The 26,512-nt window shown below is 30.6% G+C and carries 28 protein-coding genes and 1 pseudogene; 24 read left to right on the top strand and 5 right to left on the bottom strand.

From position 1 onward, the window contains the following. Window positions 1–176: 176 nt before the first annotated feature. The gene (nspC, locus tag CSPT_RS08095; RefSeq protein WP_089183122.1) at window positions 177–1,331 is read right to left on the bottom strand and encodes a carboxynorspermidine decarboxylase; all 1,155 of its coding nucleotides are present in this window, start codon (window positions 1,329–1,331) and stop codon (window positions 177–179) included. Window positions 1,332–1,477: 146 nt separating this feature from the next. Here nspC and CSPT_RS08090 point away from each other — a divergent pair, with 146 nt between their 5' ends. Then, a complete protein-coding gene (locus CSPT_RS08090) occupies window positions 1,478–2,428 on the top strand; it encodes a hypothetical protein (protein WP_089183121.1) in 951 nt (316 codons plus the stop codon). Continuing rightward, the gene (locus tag CSPT_RS08085; RefSeq protein ID WP_089183120.1) at window positions 2,425–3,477 is read left to right on the top strand and encodes an N-acetylneuraminate synthase family protein; all 1,053 of its coding nucleotides are present in this window, start codon (window positions 2,425–2,427) and stop codon (window positions 3,475–3,477) included. Before CSPT_RS08090 ends, CSPT_RS08085 begins: the two co-directional genes overlap by 4 nt. Window positions 3,478–3,556: 79 nt before the next feature. Here the strand turns inward: CSPT_RS08085 and CSPT_RS08080 are convergent, their stop codons facing one another. From CSPT_RS08080 to CSPT_RS08065, 4 genes are read right to left on the bottom strand one after another with little or no spacing between them, the layout of a single operon-like run. Beyond that, window positions 3,557–4,837, bottom strand: coding sequence for an ANL family adenylate-forming protein (locus tag CSPT_RS08080; RefSeq protein ID WP_089183119.1), 1,281 nt, complete (start codon window positions 4,835–4,837; stop codon window positions 3,557–3,559). Further along, on the bottom strand, window positions 4,830–5,546 hold the full coding sequence (locus tag CSPT_RS08075) for an SDR family NAD(P)-dependent oxidoreductase (protein WP_033916725.1): 717 nt from the start codon (window positions 5,544–5,546) through the stop codon (window positions 4,830–4,832). The genes CSPT_RS08080 and CSPT_RS08075 overlap by 8 nt, the downstream gene beginning before the upstream one ends. Then, on the bottom strand, window positions 5,527–5,826 hold the full coding sequence (locus CSPT_RS08070; protein WP_033916726.1) for a hypothetical protein: 300 nt from the start codon (window positions 5,824–5,826) through the stop codon (window positions 5,527–5,529). Before CSPT_RS08070 ends, CSPT_RS08075 begins: the two co-directional genes overlap by 20 nt. After that, the gene (locus CSPT_RS08065) at window positions 5,819–6,349 is read right to left on the bottom strand and encodes a GNAT family N-acetyltransferase (RefSeq protein WP_089183118.1); all 531 of its coding nucleotides are present in this window, start codon (window positions 6,347–6,349) and stop codon (window positions 5,819–5,821) included. Before CSPT_RS08065 ends, CSPT_RS08070 begins: the two co-directional genes overlap by 8 nt. A gap of 116 nt (window positions 6,350–6,465) precedes the next feature. On the opposite strand from CSPT_RS08065, the gene CSPT_RS08060 reads away from it, so the two are divergent. The 22 genes and pseudogenes from CSPT_RS08060 to CSPT_RS07965 all read left to right on the top strand — a co-directional run bounded on the left by CSPT_RS08060 (window position 6,466) and on the right by CSPT_RS07965 (window position 26,511). Further along, window positions 6,466–6,984 carry an adenylyl-sulfate kinase gene (locus CSPT_RS08060; protein ID WP_374188411.1) on the top strand — a complete coding sequence of 173 codons (519 nt, stop codon included), beginning with the start codon at window positions 6,466–6,468 and terminating at the stop codon, window positions 6,982–6,984. A gap of 9 nt (window positions 6,985–6,993) precedes the next feature. Then, window positions 6,994–8,094: a DUF2972 domain-containing protein gene (locus CSPT_RS08055; protein WP_089183117.1), complete on the top strand. Its 1,101-nt coding sequence runs from the start codon at window positions 6,994–6,996 to the stop codon at window positions 8,092–8,094. A 1-nt stretch (window position 8,095) separates the two neighbouring features. Next, window positions 8,096–9,346, top strand: a complete 1,251-nt coding sequence (locus CSPT_RS08050; RefSeq protein ID WP_089183116.1) for a sulfotransferase — start codon at window positions 8,096–8,098, stop codon at window positions 9,344–9,346. 25 nt (window positions 9,347–9,371) lie between these two features. Then, window positions 9,372–10,127, top strand: a pseudogene (locus tag CSPT_RS09295) (class I SAM-dependent methyltransferase); the annotation flags it as partial. Next, window positions 10,116–10,919 carry a class I SAM-dependent methyltransferase gene (locus CSPT_RS08045; RefSeq protein WP_235610111.1) on the top strand — a complete coding sequence of 268 codons (804 nt, stop codon included), beginning with the start codon at window positions 10,116–10,118 and terminating at the stop codon, window positions 10,917–10,919. The pseudogene CSPT_RS09295 and the gene CSPT_RS08045, both read left to right, overlap by 12 nt. 1 nt (window position 10,920) lies before the next feature. After that, window positions 10,921–13,221 (top strand): PEP-utilizing enzyme, encoded by a 2,301-nt coding sequence (locus tag CSPT_RS08040; RefSeq protein ID WP_089183115.1) that lies wholly within the window; start codon window positions 10,921–10,923, stop codon window positions 13,219–13,221. Further along, window positions 13,218–13,838, top strand: a complete 621-nt coding sequence (locus CSPT_RS08035) for a gamma-glutamyl-gamma-aminobutyrate hydrolase family protein (RefSeq protein ID WP_161492227.1) — start codon at window positions 13,218–13,220, stop codon at window positions 13,836–13,838. The genes CSPT_RS08040 and CSPT_RS08035 overlap by 4 nt, the downstream gene beginning before the upstream one ends. Window positions 13,839–14,081: 243 nt before the next feature. Continuing rightward, window positions 14,082–14,831 carry a phosphocholine cytidylyltransferase family protein gene (locus CSPT_RS08030; RefSeq protein WP_089183113.1) on the top strand — a complete coding sequence of 250 codons (750 nt, stop codon included), beginning with the start codon at window positions 14,082–14,084 and terminating at the stop codon, window positions 14,829–14,831. Continuing rightward, the gene (locus CSPT_RS08025; RefSeq protein ID WP_115616035.1) at window positions 14,816–15,643 is read left to right on the top strand and encodes a radical SAM/SPASM domain-containing protein; all 828 of its coding nucleotides are present in this window, start codon (window positions 14,816–14,818) and stop codon (window positions 15,641–15,643) included. The genes CSPT_RS08030 and CSPT_RS08025 overlap by 16 nt, the downstream gene beginning before the upstream one ends. Window positions 15,644–15,660: 17 nt before the next feature. Beyond that, the gene (locus CSPT_RS08020) at window positions 15,661–16,644 is read left to right on the top strand and encodes an NAD-dependent 4,6-dehydratase LegB (RefSeq protein ID WP_089183111.1); all 984 of its coding nucleotides are present in this window, start codon (window positions 15,661–15,663) and stop codon (window positions 16,642–16,644) included. Then, entirely contained in the window at window positions 16,637–17,779 is a 1,143-nt protein-coding gene (locus CSPT_RS08015; RefSeq protein WP_089183110.1) for a LegC family aminotransferase, read from the top strand. Before CSPT_RS08020 ends, CSPT_RS08015 begins: the two co-directional genes overlap by 8 nt. Next, a complete protein-coding gene (locus tag CSPT_RS08010) occupies window positions 17,780–18,418 on the top strand; it encodes an acetyltransferase (protein ID WP_089183109.1) in 639 nt (212 codons plus the stop codon). It begins immediately after the preceding gene. Window position 18,419: 1 nt separating this feature from the next. Then, window positions 18,420–19,424 carry an N-acetylneuraminate synthase gene (neuB, locus tag CSPT_RS08005; protein ID WP_089183108.1) on the top strand — a complete coding sequence of 335 codons (1,005 nt, stop codon included), beginning with the start codon at window positions 18,420–18,422 and terminating at the stop codon, window positions 19,422–19,424. Window positions 19,425–19,444: 20 nt separating this feature from the next. Beyond that, on the top strand, window positions 19,445–19,630 hold the full coding sequence (locus CSPT_RS09195) for a hypothetical protein (protein ID WP_211354936.1): 186 nt from the start codon (window positions 19,445–19,447) through the stop codon (window positions 19,628–19,630). Next, window positions 19,617–20,144 carry a TylF/MycF/NovP-related O-methyltransferase gene (locus CSPT_RS08000; RefSeq protein WP_201261375.1) on the top strand — a complete coding sequence of 176 codons (528 nt, stop codon included), beginning with the start codon at window positions 19,617–19,619 and terminating at the stop codon, window positions 20,142–20,144. The genes CSPT_RS09195 and CSPT_RS08000 overlap by 14 nt, the downstream gene beginning before the upstream one ends. Next, entirely contained in the window at window positions 20,141–21,031 is an 891-nt protein-coding gene (locus CSPT_RS07995; RefSeq protein WP_201261374.1) for an ATP-grasp domain-containing protein, read from the top strand. The genes CSPT_RS08000 and CSPT_RS07995 overlap by 4 nt, the downstream gene beginning before the upstream one ends. Next, window positions 21,024–21,665, top strand: a complete 642-nt coding sequence (locus tag CSPT_RS07990; RefSeq protein WP_161492226.1) for an HAD family hydrolase — start codon at window positions 21,024–21,026, stop codon at window positions 21,663–21,665. The genes CSPT_RS07995 and CSPT_RS07990 overlap by 8 nt, the downstream gene beginning before the upstream one ends. Window positions 21,666–21,668: 3 nt before the next feature. Further along, window positions 21,669–22,829 (top strand): UDP-N-acetylglucosamine 2-epimerase, encoded by a 1,161-nt coding sequence (gene neuC, locus CSPT_RS07985; protein ID WP_089183106.1) that lies wholly within the window; start codon window positions 21,669–21,671, stop codon window positions 22,827–22,829. Continuing rightward, the gene (locus CSPT_RS07980) at window positions 22,826–23,482 is read left to right on the top strand and encodes a PIG-L deacetylase family protein (RefSeq protein ID WP_033916742.1); all 657 of its coding nucleotides are present in this window, start codon (window positions 22,826–22,828) and stop codon (window positions 23,480–23,482) included. Before neuC ends, CSPT_RS07980 begins: the two co-directional genes overlap by 4 nt. After that, window positions 23,479–24,513: a nucleotidyltransferase family protein gene (locus CSPT_RS07975; protein ID WP_089183105.1), complete on the top strand. Its 1,035-nt coding sequence runs from the start codon at window positions 23,479–23,481 to the stop codon at window positions 24,511–24,513. The genes CSPT_RS07980 and CSPT_RS07975 overlap by 4 nt, the downstream gene beginning before the upstream one ends. Next, on the top strand, window positions 24,488–25,222 hold the full coding sequence (locus CSPT_RS07970; RefSeq protein WP_235610060.1) for an acylneuraminate cytidylyltransferase family protein: 735 nt from the start codon (window positions 24,488–24,490) through the stop codon (window positions 25,220–25,222). Before CSPT_RS07975 ends, CSPT_RS07970 begins: the two co-directional genes overlap by 26 nt. Further along, window positions 25,219–26,511: a glutamate-1-semialdehyde 2,1-aminomutase gene (locus tag CSPT_RS07965; RefSeq protein WP_089183103.1), complete on the top strand. Its 1,293-nt coding sequence runs from the start codon at window positions 25,219–25,221 to the stop codon at window positions 26,509–26,511. The genes CSPT_RS07970 and CSPT_RS07965 overlap by 4 nt, the downstream gene beginning before the upstream one ends. Window position 26,512: the final 1 nt, after the last annotated feature.

Raw genomic sequence — 26,512 nt, 5'->3', positions numbered from 1 at the left:
AGCTCAAATGTACGAGTTTATCAGCAAATATCAAAAATATCAAAAATGGATTAAATTTAGAATTTAAAAATAATAATTAAAGTTTAAATTTATAAATTATATCCTGAATTTATAAATTTATAAGAAATATCTAAGCAAAATTTAATGATAAATACTCTTTTAATATTAAGAATTTGTTAATTTCTGTTTTTATACTCTTCATACCCAAAAAATTTAGAAGATATAACATTTCCATTTTTATCTACTAAATGCAAATCAGGAAGTTTTATCCCGTTAAATGTGGTATTTTTTACTATTGTATAATGAATTTGGTCTTCAAAAATTACTTTATCGCTTATTTTTAAAGGGAAATCAAATTTATACTCAGAATTTCCTGCATCTTGTCCGATAATATCACCTGAAAGACAAGTGTTTCCACCAAATTTATATATAAATTTGCCATTTTTACTCTCATTTCTAACATCTGGTCTGTAAGGCATTATAACTGTATCTGGCATATGAGCTTCGGCTGAAGTATCAAGGATAGCGATATTTGCTTCATTTTCTACTATATCAAGAATGGAAGTTATCAAATACCCAGTTTGCCAACCAACCGCTTCGCCTGGTTCTAAATAAACCTCAACGCCGTATTTTTGCCTAAATTTGGTTATTAAATTTATTAAAAGTTCTGTGTTATAGCCTTTTTTTGTGATATGATGTCCGCCACCAAAATTTACAAATTTCATATTTTTTATAAATTCTCCAAATTTCTCTTCAAATTCATTTAAAACTATTTCTAAACTCTCACTACTTTCTTCGCAAAGTGCGTGAAAATGAAATCCTTCTATACCATCTAAAAATGTGGCGTCTTTTTGTATGGCTAAAAGTAAATTTGCTTTTGTTATACCAAGGCGACTAAATCTTGAGCAAGGATTATAGCTATCAGTTGGCGAAAACGAAGTCTGTGGATTTAGTCTTATTGCGGTATGAACTGAGTTTTGTAAGGCTTTTGTTTTAAATTTAAGCACTTGATTGAAACTATTAAAAACTATGTGATTTGAGATATTTAGTATCTCATCTATGTCTTCATCTTTAAAGGCTGGAGAATAGGTGTGAATTTCGCCATTTTTTATATACTCTTTAGCATATTTTGCTTCGTGTAAACCGCTACAAGTAACGCCATTTAGGTATTTATCGACATATGGCATTCCAAGAGAAAAAGCAAAACCTTTCAATGCACAAAGCACTTTCGCTCCGCTTTTTTGCGAGATTTCATTTAGAAGTTTTAAATTTGATATAAGTTTTTCCTCTTCGCACACATAAGCTGGGGTTTTTATCTCATCTATAGTCATTTAATAGCCTTTAAATTTTGAATGGATATTAAAATTATTGCTTTTTACGACTTTGATATTACTTAGATTATAAAACTATATAGAATATAAAAAATAAAATTTATATTTGAGTTTTTTGTATATAATATCATTTAAAAGGTTTTCAAATGATAATTATACATGCAAGAGGTAACGAAAATATAGGCATAGGCAATCTTTCGAGATGTTTTGAGTTGCTTAAATTTCTTTGCGATAAGCACGAAGTTACGGCTATTTTTGAATGCAGCGAAGAACTTTTTACAAGATATAAACATAAAAATAGCCTTAGAAGTAAAAATTTGGACAACTCATTAAAAATTATAAAAGACATAAAACCTGAAATTTATATATGCGATTTACTAGATGCAAATAAAAAATTAAGCGATATTTTACGCTTGAAATGTGGTGTAAAAAAGATTATTCATTTCAATAGCATTGAGTTTGGTTTTGAGCCTGATATACTTGTTGTGATGGATGGATTTGATTATGAAGTTAAGAAAAGTAATTATCAAATTTATCGCGGTTTTGAGTATTATATAATCTCGCAAGATTTGCTAAAATATCGTAAAAAAGATATAAATTTAAAAAACATAAAAAATATTTTAATTAGTTTTGGCGGTGCTGACCCTGCAAATTTTAGTGAATATTTTGCAAATGTTATAAATGATGATAAGTATAATTACACCATAGTTTTGGGTCCAGCGATGAGTAAAAATAGAAAAGAGGCGATAGCAAAAATTAAAAAACCAAATATCACTTATGTCAATAGCCCAAAAAATCTTATAAATTTACTTTTGCAAAATGATATTTTAGTAACTCTTGGTGGAATGAGTACATATGAGGCGATGATGCTTGGTGTGCCTGTTTGTGGAGTTAGATGGAGTTATCTTGCGTATTGTGTGGAAAATTTCGGCAAACTCGGTATGATAAACGATCTTTTTGATATAAATAGTGCTTATGATAATTTAATAAATTTAAAAATTGCCGATGTAAACGAAAAATGTGCTTATGCTTATAAACTTATAGATGGCAGTGCGTTAAAAAATATAGAAAGTATTATAACAAAGGATAAAATTTGATAAATATAAATGGTAAAGTGATATCAAACGATGCCCCAGCTTTCATTGTAGCTGAGATCGGTGCAAATCATAATGGCGATTTAAGTTTAGCAAAAGAGAGCGTTGATGCAGCTTATGAGTGTGGTGTTGATGCTGTTAAATTTCAGACCTACACAGCCGAAGAGCTTCTTTCAAATAAAGATATGCAATACACTTACAAATACGGCAAAAACGAGCAAACTACGCAAACACTAAAAGAGATGTTTGATATGGTAACATTTAAAAGAGAATTTCATAAAGAAATTTATGATTATGCGTCTAAAAAAGGACTTATCTGCTTTTCTACGCCTTTTAGCTTAGATGGTGTTGAGTTTTTAGAAAAACTAAACAACCCGATTTATAAAATCGCATCTTCTGATGTGAATTATGTTGATATGCTTGAAGTTATAGCTAAGCTTAAAAAGCCAGTTTTTCTTTCAACGGGCAAATGCACATTAGCTGAACTTGATATGGCTATAAATTTACTTGAAGAAAATGGCACAAAAGAGCTTTGTTTGCTTCACTGCGTGGCGAACTATCCTTCAAAAATGGAACATATGAATCTAAATGTTATAAAAACTTTAAAACAGATGTATCCGCAGTGTGTTATAGGTTTTTCAGATCACTCTCTTGGCATAACTGCTACGCTTGGCGCTGTAAGTTTAGGAGCAAAAATCATAGAAAAACATTTTACGATAGATAAAAATTTAAAAGGACCAGATCATTGGTTTAGTATGGATCCAGTGGATATGAAAAATATAGTAAATGAGGTTAGAAATTTAGAAATAGCCTTTGGCGATCAAAGAAAAATTTTACCTCAAAACGAAGTTATGGAAAAACACTGGGCAACTAGATCTTTGCATGCAAAAAAAGATTTAAAAGCTGGAGAAATAATCAAAAAAGAAGATCTTGATATGCTCCGTCCAGGCTATGGTATATCGCCATTTGATAAGCATAAAGTTATAGGACTTAAACTAAGCAAAGACATAAAAAAAGACGAGGTTTTAGAGTGGAAACATCTGCAATTTTAATGTTGTTTTTGTTTTAAGCAGTTAAAATAATTTATAAGAGATTAGATTTGTTGCAAAAAGCTGTTTTAATAGTTTAAATTTATAACCTTTGTTTTTTATAGCGTTGGCTTATGTTAATTTCTTTTTTTAAATTTATTTGAGTTGGAATTTTATGTTTTTGAAGATTATTTTTGCATATATTGATAATATCTTTTTTTGTTATATTTTCATCAGCTACAACATCAACGCAAAGCATTTGACCTGTTATTAGAGAATCTTTTGCGTAAGCAACAACATCTTTTATGCCTGAAAGTTTCATTATTGCATTTTCAACTTCAAATGGTAAAACCTTATTTCCACCTATATTTATTATCTCTTTTTTCCTGCCAACTATCTGAAGATATTCACCTTTTTTTACAACTATATCACCCGTTTTAAACCATCCATTTTCTAAACTTTCATCGATGTTTAGATAGCCCAAAATTTGAGTATTTGTTTTTAGATAAAGCTCATCATCTACTATTTTATAAGATACATTGTTATCGTCTATTTTTATAAAAAGAGTATCGCTTGATAAATTTTTTGTACTAAAACTACCAGTTTCACTTGTACCAAATTTCTGAAAAATTTTAATATTTTTAAATGTTAAATTTACTCTTTTTAATAATTCTTCACTCATTGTTTCTGCACCATATGTTATAATTTTTAGTGACGATATATCATGTTTGGGTATTTCGCCACTTAAGATGAGTAAATTTAGCATAGTTGGAGTAGTTGGTAGGATATCAACTTTGTATTTTTCAATGCATTTTAAAATTTCTTTTGGAGTTAAATTTTTTGGTATACTTATACTTGCACCTTCAAACAAAGTTCTTAAAATGCAGTCTATGCCGCCTATATGATCTATAAAAAGTAAAAGCAAAAGATTGTATGATTTTTCATTTTTATTATGAAAATTTTCTATCATATTATCAAAATCATGAAGCATTGATTTTGCTTTTCCTGTTGTTGCACTTGAGTATAGTATAAGTCCAGATCTTTTTTTTGATTGTAAATTTTGTATAAGTGAATGAGTATTTTTATTATTTAATACTTTTATATTATTTTTTGTAATAATAAATTTAGCAAACTCAAGCTTGTTTTCATCGTATTCTACCATAGGTAAAATTATGCTTTTTCTTAAACTTAAAGCAAAAATTATAGCAATAAAATCACTACTTGGAGCTAAATTTATAGCTACTACTTCATTTGATAAATTTGCAAATTTATCATAATAAATATTGATTTTATTTATTAAATCCTCATATGTGTATGAAACATCATTTTCAGAAATTGCAATTTTATTACTAAATTTAGAAAATTTTTCAAACAAATCAACCATTTATACCGCCAAGATATATGCATTGTCCTGTTATAAAATCGCTTTTTTCATCTATAAAAAAATCAATTGTATTTGAAATATCACTAAATTCTCCATATCGTTTTATGGCTTGCGTGTTTATTAAGGAGTTCATTTTTTTATCATCTACACCTTTTATAAGATCTGTTTTTATAGGAGTTGGTCCAATACAGTTTATAGTTATACCAAAAGGAGCTAGTTCGTAGGATGCAATTTGACTAAAATTTACAATAGCAGCTTTGCTAGCAGCATAAATACTTTCGCCTTGTAATCTTAAAGGAGTAGCAACTGTTGCAAAATTTACAATTCGAAAGTGCGGATTTTGCATTTTTTTAGATGTTAAACTCATTACTTTTGCAACTTCTCTAAGTAGTAAAAAAGTGCCTTTAAAATTTACATTAAAAATATTTTCAACACTTTTAAGTGGTGTTAGCAAAATATGGTTCATTGAGGCAATTCCTGCGTTATTTAGCAAAATATCTATATGTTTAAATTCTTTTTGAATTTTTTTTATCATAGAAACTACAGCTTTTTCGTCGCTTATATCCAAACAAAAGTGCCTATAATTTTTGTGTGTTATGCTTGAATTTGCTCTTGCACATCCACAAACTATAAAATTTCTTTTTAGATAATACTGCGATAAATATTTTCCTATACCACGGCTTGTTCCGCTAATTACCATTACTTTCATTCATTTCCTCGTATATAAATTTGCTTAAACTTTTTACATTTAAAAATGGTGAGTTTTTCATACTCATAGCTTTTTCACTTGCCAAAATTATATCTTTATTAAATTTATTTGAAATTTCACTTTCGATTTCGCTTATAAGTGCAACAAGAGCTAAAGAATCCAAAGCTCCATTTTCGCCAAAAATTATAGTATTTTCGTCAGCTTTTAGAGTCAAATCAGTATAATTTTGCACTGTTTCATCAAGGCAATTTATAACTATATCTGCAATTTTTTTATCCATATATATCTCCATCTAGTTTTGTTTTAGTTTTTAGAGTATCGACAAATTTGAGTAATTTTTTAGTTTTATATTCTTGCCATTCATTTCTTGTAAGAGTAAATGTTATCATATCTTGTTTTTTGTAAATTTGATAAAATCCAAAGTTTTTAGTAAATTTAATTGAGTTTTCATTGTCTATTTTTACATATGAGTAAAGCTTGTTAAAATGCAAAAATACAAAATTTAAAAACTCATAAACACACACAACTTTTACAATAGGATTTATATCTTTATCAAAAAATACACCCCATATAGGAATATTTTCACTTATTTTATAATTTGTTCCGCCGATTATTTTTCCATCTAAAAAAACACCAAAATACTCGGCATTTTTGAGATTTTTAAGCCAGTTTAAATGCTCTACTTTTTGTATAATTTTTGTATCAAATGATGAGTTTCTAATGTAATCTTGATTTCTTAAATTTAGCAATTCATCTGTCTCATAATCAAGCAAATTTTTATAATTTTTAAAAGTTATCAACATTAATTTTCTTTTTTTCTTTTTTTAATTATAATCTATTTTAATTAATGTAAATTTTGATAATTTCAAAAATTAATTTTATTTGCTATAATAATGCAAAAATTTTTCAAGGTATAGCATTGAATCCATTTGTTATTTGGCTAAATGGTTTTGCAGGAAGCGGTAAAAGCACGATTTGTAGAGCTTTGTATGATAGGTTAAAGCCTAAAATTCCAAATTTGGTCTATATTGATGGGGATGAATTTAGAGAAATTTTAAGCAAAGAACAAAAATATGATAAAAATTCCAGAATAAAGGTGGCTAAAAAAAAGGCAATTTTGTGCAAAATTTTATCAAGCCAAGGTATTAATGTGATTTGTTCTGGAATATCGCTATTTAAAGAAAATTATGATTTTAATAGAGCTCAGATTCCAAATTTGGTTGAAATTTACATCAAATGTGATTTTGATGAGCTTGTAAGGCGTGATCAAAAAGGGCTTTATAGTGGCGCAATAAATGGAAAAATAAAAGAAGTTGTAGGTGTGGATATTGAATTTGACGAGCCAAAGGCTGATTTGGTTATAGATAATTCTAAACAGGCAAATTTAGATAAAAAAATAGATAAAATTTTATATTTTTTATCACAAAAAAACGGATAAAGGTTTGAGATGTTACCGCAAGATTATGGATATATCGTCTCTGGAGTGCATGGATCAGGAATACAAGCTTTTAGATATTTTTTGCAAATATCAGAGCTTTCGCCAATGTATTGGGATTTGATTGGAAGCGATAGGGAGGGGGTAGATTGTTTGAATGATTACAAAAAAGATTTTTCACCATATTTCAATGATAAAAAAACTTGGGGCATTTTTTTAGATAGAGTTTATGATGATTATACGGTAAAAAGATTGCAAGAGTTACAAACAAAAGTTTTGCATTTTATTTTGATTCGAGATCCTATAAGCTTGATAAAATCGGGAGTTAATGAGCTTATTAATGATTATGTGGTAAGAAATGTTTTTAGAAAAGACTTAACACAGCCAAAAACAGGCGATTCAATTCGATATATTTTATTTGAAAATCCGCTAAAAGCACTAAATTTCTTATCTACATTTAATCAAGTAAATAATGCAACTCTTAAAAAAATTTACATTCAAACTGCCGATATTGTGGGTGAAAATGCTTTTTTAACAATGCAAAATGTTATTTCTATGTTAGATAGCGGGAAATTAAGGCAAAATAGCGATTATGATGTAAGATTTAATGATCTTTTGGCAAGATCAATGCCTTCATATCCTACACTTAGTCTAGAAAATGGCAAAAGTTTTCAAATTTTAATAGGAACTAGAATGTCATTTTATAGATACACAAAATATCATTGTCTTTTGGATTCAGTTTATAAAGATAAAATCATTATATCAAATTTCACTCATCCAAAGCGTAGCGATTTGAAACTTTTTGTGGTGCTAAAAGAGGGCGATTTTAGCGTTCAAGAAATAGTAAATAATCAGCAAGCAATGCAGTTGATCAATGATAGAATTGATTTTTTCATCGATAAAACTTATGAAATGGAGCAAGAAGCCAAAAAATTAGTGTTAAAAGAGAATGAAATTTTAGAGATTATTTTTCAAAATTTAGATTTTACAAATCGCTTAAAAGAGATTTCAATTAGCCAGATTGAGCCTTTGAGAAAGGAAATTCCAGATATTATGCAAAGCTGGGTTTATTATAATCAATTTGTAAAACAAACAGGAATTAAAAGGATTTAATTTGAACATAATATTACTTACACTACAAAGTAGAACCGGATCATTTTTCTTACAATCGCTTTTAGATCATCATCCTGAGATCATATTTTTTTGTGCATATTATTGCGAGCTTGATTTTTTCTTAAATCTAAATAACAAAAATGATGAGATTGTGGATGAATTTATTCACAAAAATCCAAACGCCTTTCATAACGGATATGCGAAGCCTCCCCATTTTTCCAAAGATAGAGCAAATTTTAAATTAACACAAATTAGTAAAAGCGAGTTTAGAAATAATTTTTTATCCTTGTGCGATAATTTGTGTGATAAAAAAATTAGTTCCAAAAAAGAACTTTTCGAACTTTTACATCTTGCTTATGCAAAAACAATCGGTTATAGTGATATTAGCAAGATTAAATATATTCTTGTGCATATTCACAGCTTTCCAATAAGCAAAAAGGATGAGAAATATAGCAAGTTTTTTTTCATAAATTATCCGAATTTGAAACTTTTAGTATCCACAAGAGATTTTATGGAAGCCAGTTATTCCATGCTTTCATATATGAAAAAAATGACCAGAGGCGGAAAATTTTCTGTGTATAAATTTGGCATTTTTCAAACGCTCATATCGTTTAATATAAACTCTAAATATGTTTATGATATTTATATGAAAATAGGAGCAGAAAATACGCTATTTGTATATTTGGAATCACTTCACTCATTGCAAGATGAAGCGATGAAAAAGATTGCTGATTTTTTAGATATAAAATTTGATAAAAATTTAATACAATCAACTTTTCTTGGCAAAATTTGGCAAGGAAATACAATTGATAAAAGCACTTTTAGCGGATTTGACGCAGATAAATCCAGACAAAAAAGATCACAAAATTTATCATACAAAGATTTATTACTGATAAAATTGTGCAATTACAGCACAGCAAAAGCTTTTGGATATGAAATCGAGCCGTTAAAAGGATTTGAGAAAATTTATGCAAGAATATATTTTTCTTATCTTTTTATTCGTCCGATTTTAAGGCCATTTTATTGGTTTGAAGATTTGGAAATGAAAAATCTTGATCCCAACAAAATACAGAACAAATTTTACAAAAAACTTCCATTTTGGCTTAGTAAAAGGTTAATTTTTATGCGAAAAAAAATTAACCGAACGAAAGAATTTTACAGAGATTTGCACAGCTTTTACATTTGGCGAAAAACTTTTGAAATGGAGCGATTTTTTGCTGATAAAAAAATTAATAAAGATAGATTTTTATAAAAAATTTATATAAAAAGGATTTGAGATGAAACAAGGTGATTTTAGCGATGTTGCTAAATTTTACGACAATAGACCGGCATATAGCAAAGTTTTGATTGAAAATTTACTAAAATGTGCAGGACTTAAAAATGATTTCAAAGTTGCTGAAATAGGTGCAGGAACTGGAAAACTAACCAAAATTTTAGCAAATTTAAGACAAGATATTAGCGTTGATGCAGTTGAGCCAAATGATAATATGCGTGATTTTGGTAAAAACTATTGCAAAGATTGTAAAAATATAAAATGGCACAATGGAAGTGGCGAAAAAACAGGCTTACAGAGCAATTATTATGATATTGCGATAATGGCGAGCAGTTTTCACTGGACAGATCCAAATTTGTCTTTGCCTGAATTTGCAAGAATTCTCAAAAAAGATGCACTATTTGCAGCGATTTGGAATCCTAGACATATTGAAAAAGACTCAATATTTTACGACATCGAAGAAGAAATAAAAGCTATGATACCAAATTTAAACAGAGTTTCAAGCGGAACGCAAAATGTAAAAAATTATTATGAAATTTTAGAAAGCACGGGAGATTTTACAGATTGTTTTTATATGGAAATCCCTTATGTTGAAGTGATGAGCAAAGATCGTTATATGGGAATTTGGAAGTCTGTTAATGATATACAAGCCCAAGCCGGCAAAAAATGGGGCGAAATTTTAAAAATGATAGAATCAAAAATAGCTAAATTTAATATAATTGAGGCTAAATACTTAATAAAAGCTTATATAGCAAGAAAGGATAACAATGCAAAACAAAATACACGGGGGGGGTCCTACCAAAAAATCTGGGACTATACAAAGCATGCGCAATTCTACTCATACCGACCAAACTATTCGCCGCTCTTAATCGATATGTTGTGCGAGTATGTTAGAAAATGTCGAAATTTAGAAGATGTTGCCGATATTGGTGCAGGAACTGGAAATTTAAGCATAATGTTGCTTGAAAGAGGGCTAAGAGTAAATGCGGTCGAGCCAAATGATGCGATGAGAGAGATTGGCATTGAACGCACAAGTAAAGAAAATATCAGTTGGATTAATGCAAATGGCGTTAATACTACGCTTGATAGCGATTCTTTTGACTGGGTGACCTTTGGAAGCAGTTTTAATGTGATGGATAGAGATGAAGCTCTTAAAGAAACTCATAGAATTTTAAGAAAAGATGGGGTTTTTAGTTGTATGTGGAACCACCGGGATCTAAATGATGAAATTCAACAAAGCGCACAAAATATCATTATGAAATTTGTGCCTAACTACGAAAAAGGCGTAAGGCGAGATGATCAAAGAGCTATCATTGAGAAAAACAGAGATCTTTTTGATGAAATTTGCTATATAGAGCAAGATTTTTATTTTCATCAAAGTGTTGATAATTATATTTTAGCGTGGAAAAGTGTGAAAAATCCATATTGGGATTTGGATACTGATGAAGGTAGAGCGTTATTTGATAAAATTTCAAATGAGATTAAAAAAGAGCTACCGAGAGAATTTGATATAAAATATACTTCAAGAGCTTGGAGTGCTAAAAAGGTGTGAATTGAAGTTAAAAAACAAAGCACAAACATTGTTAGCGTTGAGTGGAAAACTAAAAAACGCAACTGTTTTACCCGTGGTTAGATTTTTAGTTGATGATTTTGTAAAAAATGAGGATAAAATTTTAAATGAAATTTTATCCAAATTTGATGAAAATTTGATTGTTCGTTCAAGCGCAAGTAGTGAAGATAACGCTGTTAGTTCAAAAGCGGGGGAATTTCTAAGTGTTGGAAATGTCTCAAATAATAAAGCCGATTTGAAAAAAGCGATAAAAGATGTCGCAAATTCATATAAAAATTGCGAAGAGAGTGATGAAATCTTTGTTCAACCGATGTTGAAAAATGTTTCAAAATGTGGTGTAATTTTTAGTGCTGATATTGATAATTTAGCACCATATTACATTATCAACTACGATGAAAGCGGTAAAACCGACCTTATAACTAGCGGAAATGCCAAAGATGATAAAACATTTATCTGCTATAAAAATTACGAAAATATAAAAGATTTGTCGTTAAAAAAGCTGATAAATGCTGTAAAAGAGATTGAAAAATTATTTGATAAAGCTTCTTTGGATATCGAGTTTGCTTTTTGCGGTGATGAAATTTACATTTTACAGGTGCGAGAGATTGTTCAAAAATCAAAGGAAAATTTAAGCAATATAAATATTTCCGATGCTTTGTTTAAAATTTATAAGAAATTTGAGAAATTAAACGCACCATATCCCAATTTAATGGGCGATGAGAGTATTTTTGGGGTTATGCCGGATTGGAATCCTGCCGAGATTATAGGAATCAAGCCAAAAGCACTCTCAACTAGCCTTTATAAAGAGCTTATAACCGATGAGATTTGGGCATATCAAAGGGATAATTATGGATATAGAAATTTGCGCAGTTATCCGCTTATGGTTTCATTTATGGGACTTTGTTACATTGATGTGAGAGTGAGTTTTAACTCATTTTTACCAAAGCATTTAAATGAAAAAATAGCAAAAAAATTGGTAAATTTTTACATAAAAAAATTAAAAGAGAACAAAATTTATCACGATAAAATCGAGTTTGAAATCATATATTCATGCTACTATTTTGGTATAGAAGATGACTTAAAAGAGCTTTTAAAGTATGGATTTAACGAGCAAGAGATTAAAAGAATCGAATTTTCGCTTTTAGAGCTTACCAATTTTATTTTGCAAAAAAATGGAGTTTTTGAAAAAGATTTACAAAAGATTGAAATTTTAAAAGATAAATTTGAAAGCGTGATAAATTCCGATATTTCCATTATTGATAAAATTTATTGGCTTTGTGAAGATTGCAAACGATATGGAACATTGCCATTTGCAGGCATTGCAAGAGCAGCGTTTATATCGGTGCAGTTTTTGAATTCTCTTGTTTATAAAAATGTTTTGAATAAAGATGAGCTTAATGCTTTTTTAAATTCTTTAAATACCATTTCAAAACAGCTTAGCGTAGATATTTCGAAGTTAAATAAAGATGAATTTTTGAAAATTTATGGGCATTTGCGTCCTGGAACTTATGATATCTGTTCAAATCGATATGATGAGGCTTATGATAGTTATTTTTCGGGTATTTCAAAGCCACCAAAGGAAATTGAGTTTGAATTTAGTAAAAAACAAAAAGAGCAAATTTCTACGCTTTTGAATGAGTATGGAATCAATTCTAGTTTTGATGAGTTTATTAATTTTATCAAATTAGCAATTGAGGGTAGAGAGTATGCTAAATTTATATTTACTAAAAGTTTGAGCCAGATGTTGAAATTTATTGAAGAGCTTGGTGCTCGTTTTGAAATCGATAAAAACGATTTAGCTTTTCTTGATTTTAGTGTGATTAAGCGACTTTATGGCACACTTGATGAGCTCGATTTAAGAGAAATTTTTCTTAATAATATACAAAAAAATAAAAAATCTTACAATCTTAGCAAAGCTTTAAAACTTCCTGCTTTAATTGCGCAAAAAGATGATATTTACAACTTTTTTCTAGAAAAAAATGAACCTAATTTCATCACTCAAAAAAGTGTTTTAGGTAAAATTTCTACAATTCAAAGCGGTGATTTTGAAAATAAAATTGTCTGCGTTGAATCAGCAGATCCTGGGTATGATTTTTTATTTTCCAAAAATATTTTAGCTCTTGTAACTTGTTGGGGTGGTGCAAATTCTCATATGGCTATACGATGTGCGGAACTTGGTATTGTAGCGGTCATTGGATGCGGAGAAGCGCTTTTTGATAAAATTGCAAAAGCAAATAGTGTTCAAATTGACGCAGGAGCTAAAAAAATAAAGGTTATATCTTGAAAAAGATTGCTATCACACAACGCTTATATAAAAATACCAATTATTACGAAATTAGAGAATGTTTAGATATTAATTGGGCTGTTTTGTTTAATGAAATTAATTGTATTCCTATTGTTTTGATGTGTGAGTTTGATATAGAGAAAATTTATGAAAGTTTGCAATTTCAAGGCGTAATATTGAGTGGCGGAAATGATCTTTTTAGTCAAAGCGGTGATGAGCTTTCAAAAAAGAGAGATGATTTTGAAAAAAAGTTGATAGAATTTTGTATAAAGCGTGAAATTCCTTTACTTGGTGTGTGCCGTGGTATGCAGGTGATAGCAGAGTTTTTTGGCTCAACTTTCAAAGAAATTTCAAATCAGGTTAATATCAGACATAAGCTCGAAGTTTCTCCAAATAGCAAATATTTTGATGAGCTTAGTAAGATTGAAAGCGTAAATTCATATGCCAATTTTTTTATCGATACTTTGTCCGATGAGCTTATGTTAAGTGCTAAAAGCGATAATATTATTAGGGCAATTGAGCATAAAGAGCATAAAATTTTAGGCATTATGTGGCATAGCGAGAGAGAAAATCCTCCAAGTAAAGCTCAAAATTTGCTTATTAAAAGTTTTTTTTAGTTAAAAATTTTTCATTTTTAAGCTTATTTGCTGCGTTCGCTCACAAAGCAATTGTTGTATTGTGAATTTTTATACTCTTTTTTTTAAATATTTTTATGTAAAAAAGTTTGTAATAATGGATAAATTTGCCTTTGCGTGATGAATTGTGCCTAAGTTTAAGAGAATTTATTGTTAAAAAGCGGTAAGATTGTCAAAAAGCAAGGTAAAATATGATGAGAATTTTACTTACTGCAAGGAGTTTTAGTGAAACTTATTATTTTAGCAGCAGGTAAGGGGAAGCGTTTGCGACCTTTGACAAATGATGTGCCAAAATGTATGGTTAAATATCAAAATAAGGAGATTATATCTCAAATTTTAGATGTAGCAAATGATAAATTTGAGCAAATTGCCGTAGTTGGTGGGTATAAATTTGATATACTTAAAGATTTTTTAAAACATAAAGATGTGAAATTTTATGAAAATACCGATTTTGCTAAGACAAATATGGTTTATACGCTATTTTGCGCAAGAGAGTTTTTAAAAGGCGATATTGTGATTAGCTATGCGGATATTGTTTATAGTGAGAAAATTTTGCAAGAGGTTTTGAAATTTAGCAATAAATTTGGTGTTATGGTGGATTTAGCCTGGAGAGATTTATGGAAACAGCGAATGAATGATCCTTTAAGCGACGCTGAGACGCTAAAAATCAAGGATGAAAAGATTGTAGAACTTGGTAAAAAACCGCTTAGCTATGATGAAATTCAAGCACAATATATGGGGCTTATGAAAATAAATGGCGATTTTTTGCCAACGATAATAAAATTTTATGATAGTTTAGATCGTGATAAAACCTATGACGGCAACGATTTTAAAAATATGTATATGACAAGTTTTATTCAGATGATTATTGATAAATTTGGTTGTGTTGAGCCCATACGAGTCAAAGGCGGTTGGGTTGAGGTCGATAGTGTTGGAGATCTTGATACAAAGGCTATAAATTGCACAAAAAACTAAATTTTGATATTTGTACATTTTGTAATCATTCGTGCAGCTTTTGCTCAAATGGAGATAAACGCACGATTAAAAATGTTACAAGCTTGAAAAATTTTGAAAAAACTATGGATAATGTGCTTAAATATGTTGAAGTTAGCGAAATAGGGCTTTCGGCAAAGGGTGAAGTTTTTTTAAATAAGGATTTATTGGATATTGTCAAACTTTGTAAGCAAAAATATAAAATATCATATGTTTATATTAGCACTAATGGCGCACTATGCAGAGAAAATAAAGCCCAAAAACTTCTCGAAGCGGGGCTTGATTCGATTAAATTTTCCATCAATGCAATTAATCAAAATGATTATAAATTAATTCATAAAAAAGATGATTTTGATAGGGTTATAGAGAATTTCAAAGCACTTTTACAATTGAAAAAAGAGAAATTTCACAATGTAAAACTTATCATAAGTTCGGTTTTAAATAAAATTTCACAAGATGAGTTACAAAGCGCTTTTAGGAAAATTTTTGCCCAAAATTTTGATCAAATCGATCACATCTGGTATTATCCTCTTGGTTTTACGGCTATAACTAAGGTTGAGACGACAAAAATTTTACGAAAATGTACAATTGCGTTCGATGAAATTTATATCAATTCAGATTGTTCGCTTGGACTTTGTTGTAAAGATTATTTCGATGAGATCAATTTTGGCTCTTTGCTTGAAAACGATTTTTTAAAGCTGTATAATTCAGATAGATTTAATCTTATTCGAAGCGCTCATAAAAGCGGAAATTTTGATATGGGGGGGGCTTGGAGCTATGCAAAAGATGTTTGAGTTTTCAAGGATAGATGATGAAAAATGTTTTAGTTACGGGAGCTGATGGATTTATTGGCTCTCATCTTTGTGAAATGCTTGTTGAGCGTGGATATAATGTAAAAGCATTAAGCCAATACAACTCTTTTAATTTTTGGGGATGGCTTGAAGATTGCAAAAATTTAAGAGAAATGGAGGTTGTAAGCGGCGATTTAAGAGATAGCTTTTTTTGTGAAACATTGCTTCAAAATATCGATACAATCTTTCATCTTGGTGCATTAATTGCTATACCATATTCTTATCAAGCATCGCAAAGTTATGTAGATACCAATATTCAAGGCACTTTAAATATGCTTCAAGCTGCTAAAAAAAGCTCAAATTTAGAGAAATTCATTCACACCAGCACCAGTGAAGTTTATGGCACAGCCCAATATGTCCCAATTGATGAAAATCACCCTTTACAACCACAAAGTCCATATAGTGCGAGTAAAATAGCGGCTGATATGTTAGCACTTAGCTTTTATAACTCTTTTGATCTTCCTGTGAGTGTTGCTAGACCTTTTAATACTTATGGACCTAGACAGTCTGCAAGAGCGGTAATACCAAATATCATAATACAAATTTTAAATAATAAAAAAGTGATCAAAATGGGTGATCTAACACCTACTAGAGATTTTAACTTTGTTCTTGACACCTGCGAAGGGTTTTTGGAGATTGCAAAATGCGAAAATAGCATCGGCGAAGTTATAAATATAGGATCAAATAGCGAAATTAGTATAAAAGATACATTTGAGATGATTAAGAAATTAACTTCATCAAATATTGAAATTTTGGAAGATAAAAAGCGAATTCGCCCTAAAAAAAGCGAAGTTTTTAGGCTTAAATGCGATAACTCAAAAATAAAACGTCTTAGCAATTTTCAGCCCAAATTTAGCTTAGAAAAAGGGCTTAAAATCACAATTGATTGGTTTAGCGATAAGAAAAATTTAAAAAAATATAAAAGTGAAATTTACAATGTTTGATGAAATTTTGGATTTTATACGCTCGCTTTATCCCGATAAAAACACTATTGCACTTCATGAGCCCAGATTTATCGGCAATGAGAAAAAATATTTATTAGATTGTATCGATAGTACCTTTGTGTCCAGTGTAGGAAAATATGTGGATGAATTTGAGCTAAAATTTGCCGATATTGTCGGTAGAAAATTTGCAGTAGCCACGACAAATGGGACATCTGCCTTGCATATTGCACTAAAATTACTAGATATAAAACCAAATGATGAGATAATCACTCAACCGCTTACTTTTGTAGCCACTTGCAATGCGATTTCATATGTTGGCACTAAGATGATTTTTCTTGATGTGGATATGCAAAATTTATCTCTAAGTCCAAAAGCTTTGGAGCGATTTTTAGAGAAAAACTGCGAAATAATAGGCGAAAAATGTATCAATAAAACAACAAAAAATATTATAAAAGCTTGTGTGATTATGCATACTTTTGGTTTTCCGTGCAAAGTTGATGAGATTGATGAGATTTGCAGATATTGGCATATTGATTTGATTGAAGATGCGGCGGAGAGTTTAGGAAGCTATTATAAAGACAAACATACAGGAAGCTTTGGAAAAATCGGAACTTTTAGCTTTAATGGCAATAAAATTATTACAAGTGGTGGCGGTGGGGCGATTGTGTGTGATGATGAAAAATTAGCAAAAAGAGCCAAACATCTCACTACAACAGCGAAAATTCCACATCCTTATGAGTATATTCACGATGAAATCGGCTATAATTATAGATTACCCAATTTAAACGCCGCTTTATTGGTAGCACAGCTTGAAAATTTGGATAAATTTTTAGTTAGTAAAAGAGAGTTAGCGATGCTTTATAAAGAATTTTTTGCTAAGTTTAAAAATATAACTTTTATTGATGAAAGTAGCGACGCAAAAGCGAATTTTTGGCTAAATGCAATCTGTTTTGATAGCGAGAATATTAAGAACGGTTTTTTGCGATATTCAAATGAAAATGGCGTTTTTACAAGAAGAATTTGGCGACTTATGAGTGAGCTTGAAATGTTTAAACACTCCCAGCAAGATGAGCTTAAAAATGCTAAAATTTTAAGTCAAAGGGTTGCTAATTTACCAAGTTCAGCAAGGATTTAAATGGATAAAATTATTTTGATAGGCGGTGGCGGACATTGTAGGAGTGTTATTGATGTTGTTGAGAGTGAGAAGAGATTTGAAATTTTTGGCATTATTGATATTGATGAAAAAGTTGGTCAAAATTTGTTTGGATATGAGATAATTGGCACACAGAGCGATTTAACAAAAATTTTTAAACATTGTAAAAATGCAATAATTTCTCTTGGACAGATTAAAACATCTGCATCCAGAAAGCGAATTTATGAGCAATTAAAAGCAATTGGTTTTAATTTACCAAGTATCATTTCGCCTTTTGCTTATGTTTCAAAATATGCGAAAATTGGCGAAGGAAGTGTGGTTATGCATAATGCTTTGATTAATTCAAGTGCCATTGTTGGTAAAAACTGCATTATTAATACAAAAGCGTTAATTGAGCATGACGCAATTATTGGCGATTTTTCGCACATATCTACAGCAAGTGTCGTAAATGGTGGTGTTGTGATTGGCGATGATAGTTTTTTTGGCAGCAATGCGGTTGCAAAAGAGTATGTTAAAATCGGCAAAGGTTGTATTATCGGTGCTGGTGTGAGTGTGTTAAACGATATAGGTGATGGGTTGGTGCTTAAAAACAGCATAAATTTCGATTATCAAAGGCGATAAAATGGGTGTTTTTGTGATAGCAGAAGCGGGAGTGAATCATAATGGTGATTTGGATTTAGCTAAAAAAATGGTCGATATTGCAGTGTATTCAGGTGCTAATGCGATTAAATTTCAAACATTTAGAGCTGAAAATTTGGTTGTAAAAAGCGCTTCTAAGGCTAAATATCAGCAAAAAAGCAGCGATGATAAAGAGAGTCAATTTGATATGCTCAAACATTTAGAGCTTAGCAAAGATAATCATATTGAGCTTTTAAAATATTGCAATGAGCAAAAAATCATATTTTTATCTACTCCGTTTGATGTAGAAAGTGTGCAATTGCTCTCAAATTTAGGCTTGGATATTTTTAAAATTCCAAGCGGGGAAATCACAAATTTGCCATATTTAAGATCGATTGGATCGCTAAATAAAAAAATTATTTTATCAACAGGAATGTCCAGTTTGGGTGAGATAGAAAGTGCGATTGATATTTTAGTAAAAAATGGAACAAATAGAGATAATATCACTATTTTACATGCAAATACCGAGTATCCCACACCAATGTGTGATGTAAATTTAAAGGCTATGGTTACGATAGGTAGAGCATTTGGGTTAAAATTTGGTTATAGTGATCACACTTTGGGTATAGAAATTCCAATAGCTGCGGTTGCGATGGGTGCAAGTATCATAGAAAAGCATTTTACTCTTGATAAAACAATGAAAGGCCCAGATCATAGTGCAAGTTTGGAACCAAAAGAGCTAAAAGCTATGATACAAGCTATAAGAAATATCGAATTAGCCTTGGGTGATGGCATAAAAAAGGTAAGCGAAAGTGAGCAAAAAAATATTTTAGTGGCTAGAAAATCGATAATTGCAAAAGCGGCAATAAAAAAAGGTGGAATTTTCACTGAGCAAAATTTAAGCACCAAACGCCCTGCAAATGGTATAAATCCTATGTTTTGGTATGAAATAGTTGGTAAAAAAGCAAATAAAAACTATAACAAAGATGATTTGATCGAGTTTTTATAGAGTGTAAAGATTGGAAAAATATGCATTTAATCGATAAATATGACTATGATAAAGAGATAAAGCTTAGAAATTTTGAAAAATATGTCCGTAGGCAAGATTTGAGTAGGTTTTTGGCAAGATATGAACTTTTTAAGATGATAAAGGATGCAAAAGGTTCAATTGTAGAGTGTGGTGTTCATTATGGGGGGGCTAATGGCATGGGCTAAACTTTGTGCAGGGCTTGATATTTTAGGCTTGGATAGAAAAGTGATAGGGTTTGATACATTTGAGGGATTTCCATCAATTGCACAAGAGGATTTAAAATCTGTCAATCATGAAAATTTAGAAGTTGGCAAATTTTCATCCTTTAATGAAATTCAGAGTGAATTAAATGATTGTATAAAAGAATTTGACGAAAATAGATTTTTAAATCATATAGGTAAAATTGAATTGGTCAAAGGCGATGCAACAAAGACAATACCGCAATATTTAGAAGATAATGAACATCTTTTAATCAGTTTGTTATTTTTAGATTTTGATATTTATGAGCCTACAAAAACAGCACTTGAATATTTTGCAAATCGTGTAGTAAAAGGCGGTATTATTGCATTTGATGAAATAAATAATGAATTTTGGAAAGGTGAAAGCATTGCAAGTTTTGAGTTTTTTAAAAGCTTTAACAATGTAAGAATCAAAAAATTTAACTTTGATCCAAATATCGCTTATATGGTGGTTGAATGATGTATAAAATTTTGATTGAAGCTTCTGGGAGTTTGAGTTCAAATTTTATGATAAAAAACATACACGAAAGCGGAAATTTAGCGTGTGGTAGCGATATTGATGATTTTAATGCGGCAAAAAAAATGTGTGACGATTTCATTATTTTTCCAAAATTTGGTGATAAAAATTTATGGCAAAAGGTGGAAAAGTCGCTATTAGAACATAAAATAGATATTGTGATTCCGAGTTTTGATGAAATGCTCTTGGGTTGGGCAAAAAGAGTAAAATATTTTCAAGAAAAGGGAATTTATGTGATTATATCGCCATTTGAAACGATTGAGCTATTTTTGGATAAATACAAAACCTATCAATTTTTCAAGAAAATCGGTATAAAAACGCCAAAAACAAAACTTTATAATCGCTATGAGATTATAAAGCCACGATTTGGGCGTGGAGCAAAAGATTTGCTAATTTTTGATGATACGATATCAGATTTTATCACACAAGAAAAGGTAGATGGCGCCGAATATACGGTAGATTGTCTCTTTGATAATAGTGGCGAAGCGGTATATATTATTCCAAGAAAAAGAATTGATGTAAAAGATGGCAAATCAACAAAAGGAATCAGCGAGTTTAGAGCCGATATTAACAAAGAGATTATAAAGATTTCAAGAAATATCAAATTTTATGGCGCTGTAAATTTTCAGCTATTTGTAAGCAACAAAGATATTATTTTTATTGAAGTAAATCCTAGAATTGCAGGCGGGATGGCTTTGGGAATGAAAGCTAGTGAAAACTGGATATTGCTTATGATTGATAATTTTATACACAACAAAAAAATCAAAGCAAAAAATGTTAAATATGGCTTAAAAATGGCTAGATATTATGAAGAGGTTTTTTATGATTAAAGGGGTTATTTTTGATTTGGATAATACGCTTTATGATGATAGAATTTACATTTACGAGATGTTTAAAATTTTTGCTAAAAGATATGAAATTTCATTTGAAAAAATGAAAGAAATTTTCACGGATGAGATGAGATTAAAAAGTATCGATATTTTTGGCGATATTCTAAAAAGACTTAATATTTATTCCAAAAAAGCACACGATGAGATGTTTGAGATATATGAAAATTTAAATTGTTTGCTATCTTTAAATGACGATAGTGTTGAAATTTTAGAATTTTTGCAAAATAGAGGCGTGAAAATGGCAATTGTAACAAATGGCGTTGTCGGTGTGCAAAAAAATAAGATTAAAGTTCTTAATGTGAAAAAATATATAAAAAATATTGTTTATGCAAGAGAATTTGGAAAAGAGTGTGAAAAACCTCATCCAAAGTCATTTTTAAAAGCAGTTGAAATGCTAAATTTAAATCCAGATGAGGTGATTTTTATAGGCGATAATCCATTAACCGATATAAAAGGGGCAAAAAGTGCTGGAATTTTGGCATATAGATTGTTAAATGGACATATGGCTCTATTTGATTGCGATGAATGTAATAATATAAAGAGTTTGCTAGAAGTGAAAAATTTAATAGGATAAAAGATGAAAAAGAAAGTTTTAGCAATCACTGGAATTCGTTCAGAATACGATATATTGTATCCTGTGCTGGAAGAGTTGCAAAACAATGAAAATTTCAGCTTAAAGCTTGTTGTGACGGGTGCTCATTTGTCTGATTGGCATGGATATAGTTTGAAAAATATTCAAGATGACGGCTTTGAAATATGCGAAAAAATCGATTATTTACTGATGACAAACAGAATTATTCAGCGTTCAAAAGGCGTTGGGCTGTTGATTTGCGCACTAACTCAAAGTGTGGAGCGAGAAGATCCAGATATTTTGCTTTTTGTAGGCGATAGAGAAGAGAGTATTGCAACTTGCATTGTTGGTAATTATATGGGCAAATTGGTCGCGCATATTGGAGGAGGCGATGTTGTATTTGGCAATGCTGATGATCCTATTCGAATGGCTTGCAGCAAATTGGCACATATTCATTTTACTACCGCACAGGAATATGCAAATAATTTAAAAAAACTGGGCGAAGAGGAATTTCGAATCTGTTTTAGTGGAAATCCTGCGTTAAATAATATTCTTAAAACTAAAACATTGAGCAAAAAAGAGATTGAGAAATTTTTGCAATTTGAAATTTCTGATTATATTGTTGTTTTGCAACACCCTTTATCATCGGAAATTAGCAGTGCTTATGAGCAAATGAGTGTTACAATCAAGGCTGTAAGCGAATTTGCAAGAGAGAAAAATTTGCAAGTTGTAGGCATATATCCAAATACAGATCCGGGATCATATGATATTTTAAGAGCAATTAAAGAAAATTCAAATCAAAATGTGCAGTTTTTTAAAACCTTGCCACGAAAAATTTTCGTAAATTTGATGAGAAATGCAAAAGCTTTGGTAGGAAATTCAAGTATGGGAATTTTAGAAGCCCCGCTTTATAAACTCCCTGTTGTCAATGTAGGAAATAGACAAAAAGGGCGATTAAATGCGGGAAATGTAGAATTTGTTTCGCATAATATTAATGAAATCAAAAATGCTTTGCAAAAGGCTTGTTTTGATGAAAATTATAGGCAATTTGTAGCAAAACTAATCAATCCTTACGGAGATGGATATGCACATAAAAAGATTGTGGAATTTCTAAGTAAGGTTGATTTAAGTGATAAAAAATGGTATGTTAAAGAAAAATTGGTATGAATAAAATTTTAGTTATTAGTGTTCATCCTGACGATGAGACTCTTGGTTGTGGCGGAACATTGCTAAAACATAAAAAAAATGGCGATGAAATTTATTGGCTTATTTGCACACGGATGAATCAAAATAATATTTATTATAAAACAAGACAGCAAGAGATTAAGGCGGTCGAAAATGCTTATAAATTTGATGGTGTTTATAATCTTTGTTTAGAAACAGCAAGAGTTGATGAATATCCAATGACTCAATTAATAGAGAAAATTTCTGCCATTATTTGCGAGATAAAGCCAAATATAGTTTATTTGCCATTTTTGGGTGATGTGCATTCAGATCATAGAAAAATTTTTGAAGCGTCATTTAGCTGCTTGAAAACTTTTCGGTATTCTTTTGTCAAGAAAATATATATGATGGAGATTGTAAGCGAAACGGAATTTGCACCTGCTTTAACACACAGTAGCTTTATTCCTAATGTTTTTAGCAATATTGATCAATTTTTTGAAAAAAAGTGTGAAATTTTAAGAATATATTCCAGCGAAATAAAGGATTTTCCATTTCCAAGAAGTATAGAAAATGTAGAAGCGTTGGCCAAATTTAGAGGCTCAATGTGCTCAGCTAAATTTGCTGAGAGTTTTATGTTATTAAAGGAAATTTTATGATTAATGCTGATGATATGAGCTTAAAAGCCGATTGCACTATAAAACAAGCGTTAAAAGTTATCAATAAAGGTGCGTCAAAGATCGCTATAATTGTGGATGAGAAAAAGAGATTGATTGGCACTTTAACTGATGGAGATATAAGAAGAGCGCTTTTAAATGGAGCAGATTTAGATAGCCCAATTGAGCCAATATTTTATAAAAATCCTACTTTTGCAAGAGTTGGCGATTCGCAAGAACAAATTTTAAAACTTGCACTTTCAAAACATCTATATCAAATACCTATAATTGATGAAAATGGCACTCTACTTGGTCTAAAAAAGATTGAAGAGCTTGTAAAACCCAAAAACAAAATAAATCAAGTGATTTTGATGGTTGGAGGACTTGGAAGCAGACTTAGGCCGCTAACAGAGAGTATTCCAAAACCTATGCTTAAAGTCGGTTCAAAGCCGATTTTGCAAATTATAATAGAGAGATTTGTTAAGCAAGGCTATACAAATATAACGCTTTGCACAGGATATAAAAGCGAAGTGATTGAAGATTTTTTCCAAAATGGCGAGAAATTCGGTGCAAAGATTGATTATGTCAAAGAAGATAAGCGACTGGGTACAGCAGGAGCACTTGGAATTTTAAAATATATACCAAAAGAGCCATTTTTCGTGATGAATGGCGATATTTTAAGCGAGGTAAATTTTGATTCAATGCTTGAAAAACATATGAAAAAAAATGCACTAGCAACAATGGGAACGAGAGAATTTGAGTATCAGGTGCCTTATGGAGTGATTGAGGAAAAAGATGATTATATTATTCAAATAAGCGAAAAGCCGTTGGAAAAATATTGTGTGAGCGCTGGAATTTACATTTTAGATCCAAAATGTCTATCTTTCGTGGATAAAAATAGTTATCTTGATATGCCAAATCTCTTTTTAAAGCTGATTAATGAAAATTTAAAAACTTCTGTGTATAAAATCGACGGATATTGGATTGATATTGGACGACACGAAGAGTATGAAAGGGCTAATATCGATGTATAAAAATAGAACTTTTTTAGCCATAATTCCTGCTAGAAGTGGAAGCAAGGGCTTGGTTGGTAAAAACATTAAAATTTTATGCCAAAAACCGCTTATAGCGTGGAGTATTGAAGCAGGAAAAAAGAGTAAATATTTAGATGAGATTGTTCTTAGCACAAATAGCCGGGAGATTGCTCAAATTGCCAATAAATTTGGAGCAAAAACACCTTTTTTAAGACCTGAAAATTTATCACAAGATGATTCTACAACATTTGATGCATTAAAACATACTATTTTGTTTTACAAAAATGAACTTGGCAAAGAATTTGATTATACCGTGCTTTTAGAACCCACTTCGCCTTTAAGAACAGCTGATGATATTGATAAAGCTATTGAAATTTTAGTAAATAGCGATATTGCAGATTCTATTGTAGGTGTTTGCAAGACAGAAAGCCAACATCCCGCTTTTTTGGTTAAAAAAGACGATAAAGGCTTTATTAGCGGATATGAAAACAAAGATATGAAAGTGCTTAGAAGACAAGATATCGATGATGTCTATTTTTTCGAAGGCACGATCTATGTATCAAAAACTGATGTTTTGTTAGAAAAAAAGAGTTTTTATCATGAAAAAACATTGGGATATGAGGTTGAAAAATTTAAATCGTTAGAGATCGATGATATTGATGATTTTATCATGGTTGAAGCGTTGATGAAAGCAAAAGGATACAAATGAGATATCAAGAAAGATTGTTAAAGGCAATTCCAGGCGGTGCGCACACATATTCAAGAGGTTATGATCAATTTCCAAGCAATGCACCTGAAATTTTAAAACGTGGCAAAGGTGCGTATGTGTATGATCACAACGATAATGAACTTTTAGATTATGCAATGGCACTTAGAGCTGTAAATATCGGTTATAGCGATGAAAGAGTTAATAAAGCTGCAATCAAACAGATTGAAAATGGCAATAATCTTAGCAGACCGTCGCTAATCGAGCTTGAAGCGGCTGAAACTTTCATAGATATGATTGATTGTGTGGATATGGTTAAATTCACCAAAAATGGCTCAACAGCTACTAGTGCAGCGGTAAAACTAAGTAGAGCTTATACGGGTAGAAATTTGATTGCCAGATGTTTTGAAAATCCGTTTTTTAGTTACGATGATTGGTTTATAGGAAGCACTGTTGTTAAGCGTGGTGTTCCAAAAAATATTCAAGATGACACTTTATTGTTTAATTATAATAATATTGAGTCGTTAGAAATGCTTTTTAATAAACACAAAGATAAAATAGCTTGTGTGATTTTAGAACCCGCATCTACACATCATCCAGAAAATAATTTTTTGCAGCAGGTTAGAGAAATTTGCACTAAATTTGGTGCTGTGTTGATTTTTGATGAGATGATTACAGGTTTTAGATGGCACATTAAAGGGGCTCAGCACTATTATTCGGTGAAGCCTGATTTATGCACATTTGGCAAAGCTATGGCAAACGGTTTTTCGGTAGCGGCAATTGGCGGAAAAAGAGAGATAATGCAACTTGGCAGCATTGAGTTTAAAGGCACTGAGAGAGTATTTTTACTATCGACTACGCATGGAGCCGAGATGAGCTCACTTGGGGCTTTTGTAGAAACGATGAAAATTTTAAAAAAAGATAATGTAATCGATCATATGTGGAAATTTGGTAAAAAGCTTATGGATATGTTAAACGCTTTATCAAAAGATTTCGGTTTAGAGAAAAATTTTGTAGTAAGTGGAATTGAGTGCAGTCCATATTTTTTGACATTTGATAGAAAGGGCGAAATTTCCTTGGAGCTTAGAACCATTTTCATTCAAGAGATGATAAAATCAAAGGTTTTAATGCCATACATAGCATTATCACATTCGCACGGCGAAAAAGAGTTAGAAATCACCGAAAACGCTGCGATAAAAGCGCTTGAAATTTACAAAAAAGCGTTAAATGAGGGTTATGAAAAATATCTTATGGGTGAAGCAATTAAGCCTGTGTTTAGAAAATTTAATTAAA

Origin of the sequence: Campylobacter sputorum subsp. sputorum (assembly GCF_008245005.1) — a bacterium.
Lineage (GTDB): Bacteria > Campylobacterota > Campylobacteria > Campylobacterales > Campylobacteraceae > Campylobacter_F > Campylobacter_F sputorum.
The sequence above is the reverse complement of the archived record's forward strand: the minus strand, read 5'-3'. Positions and strand labels throughout refer to the sequence as shown.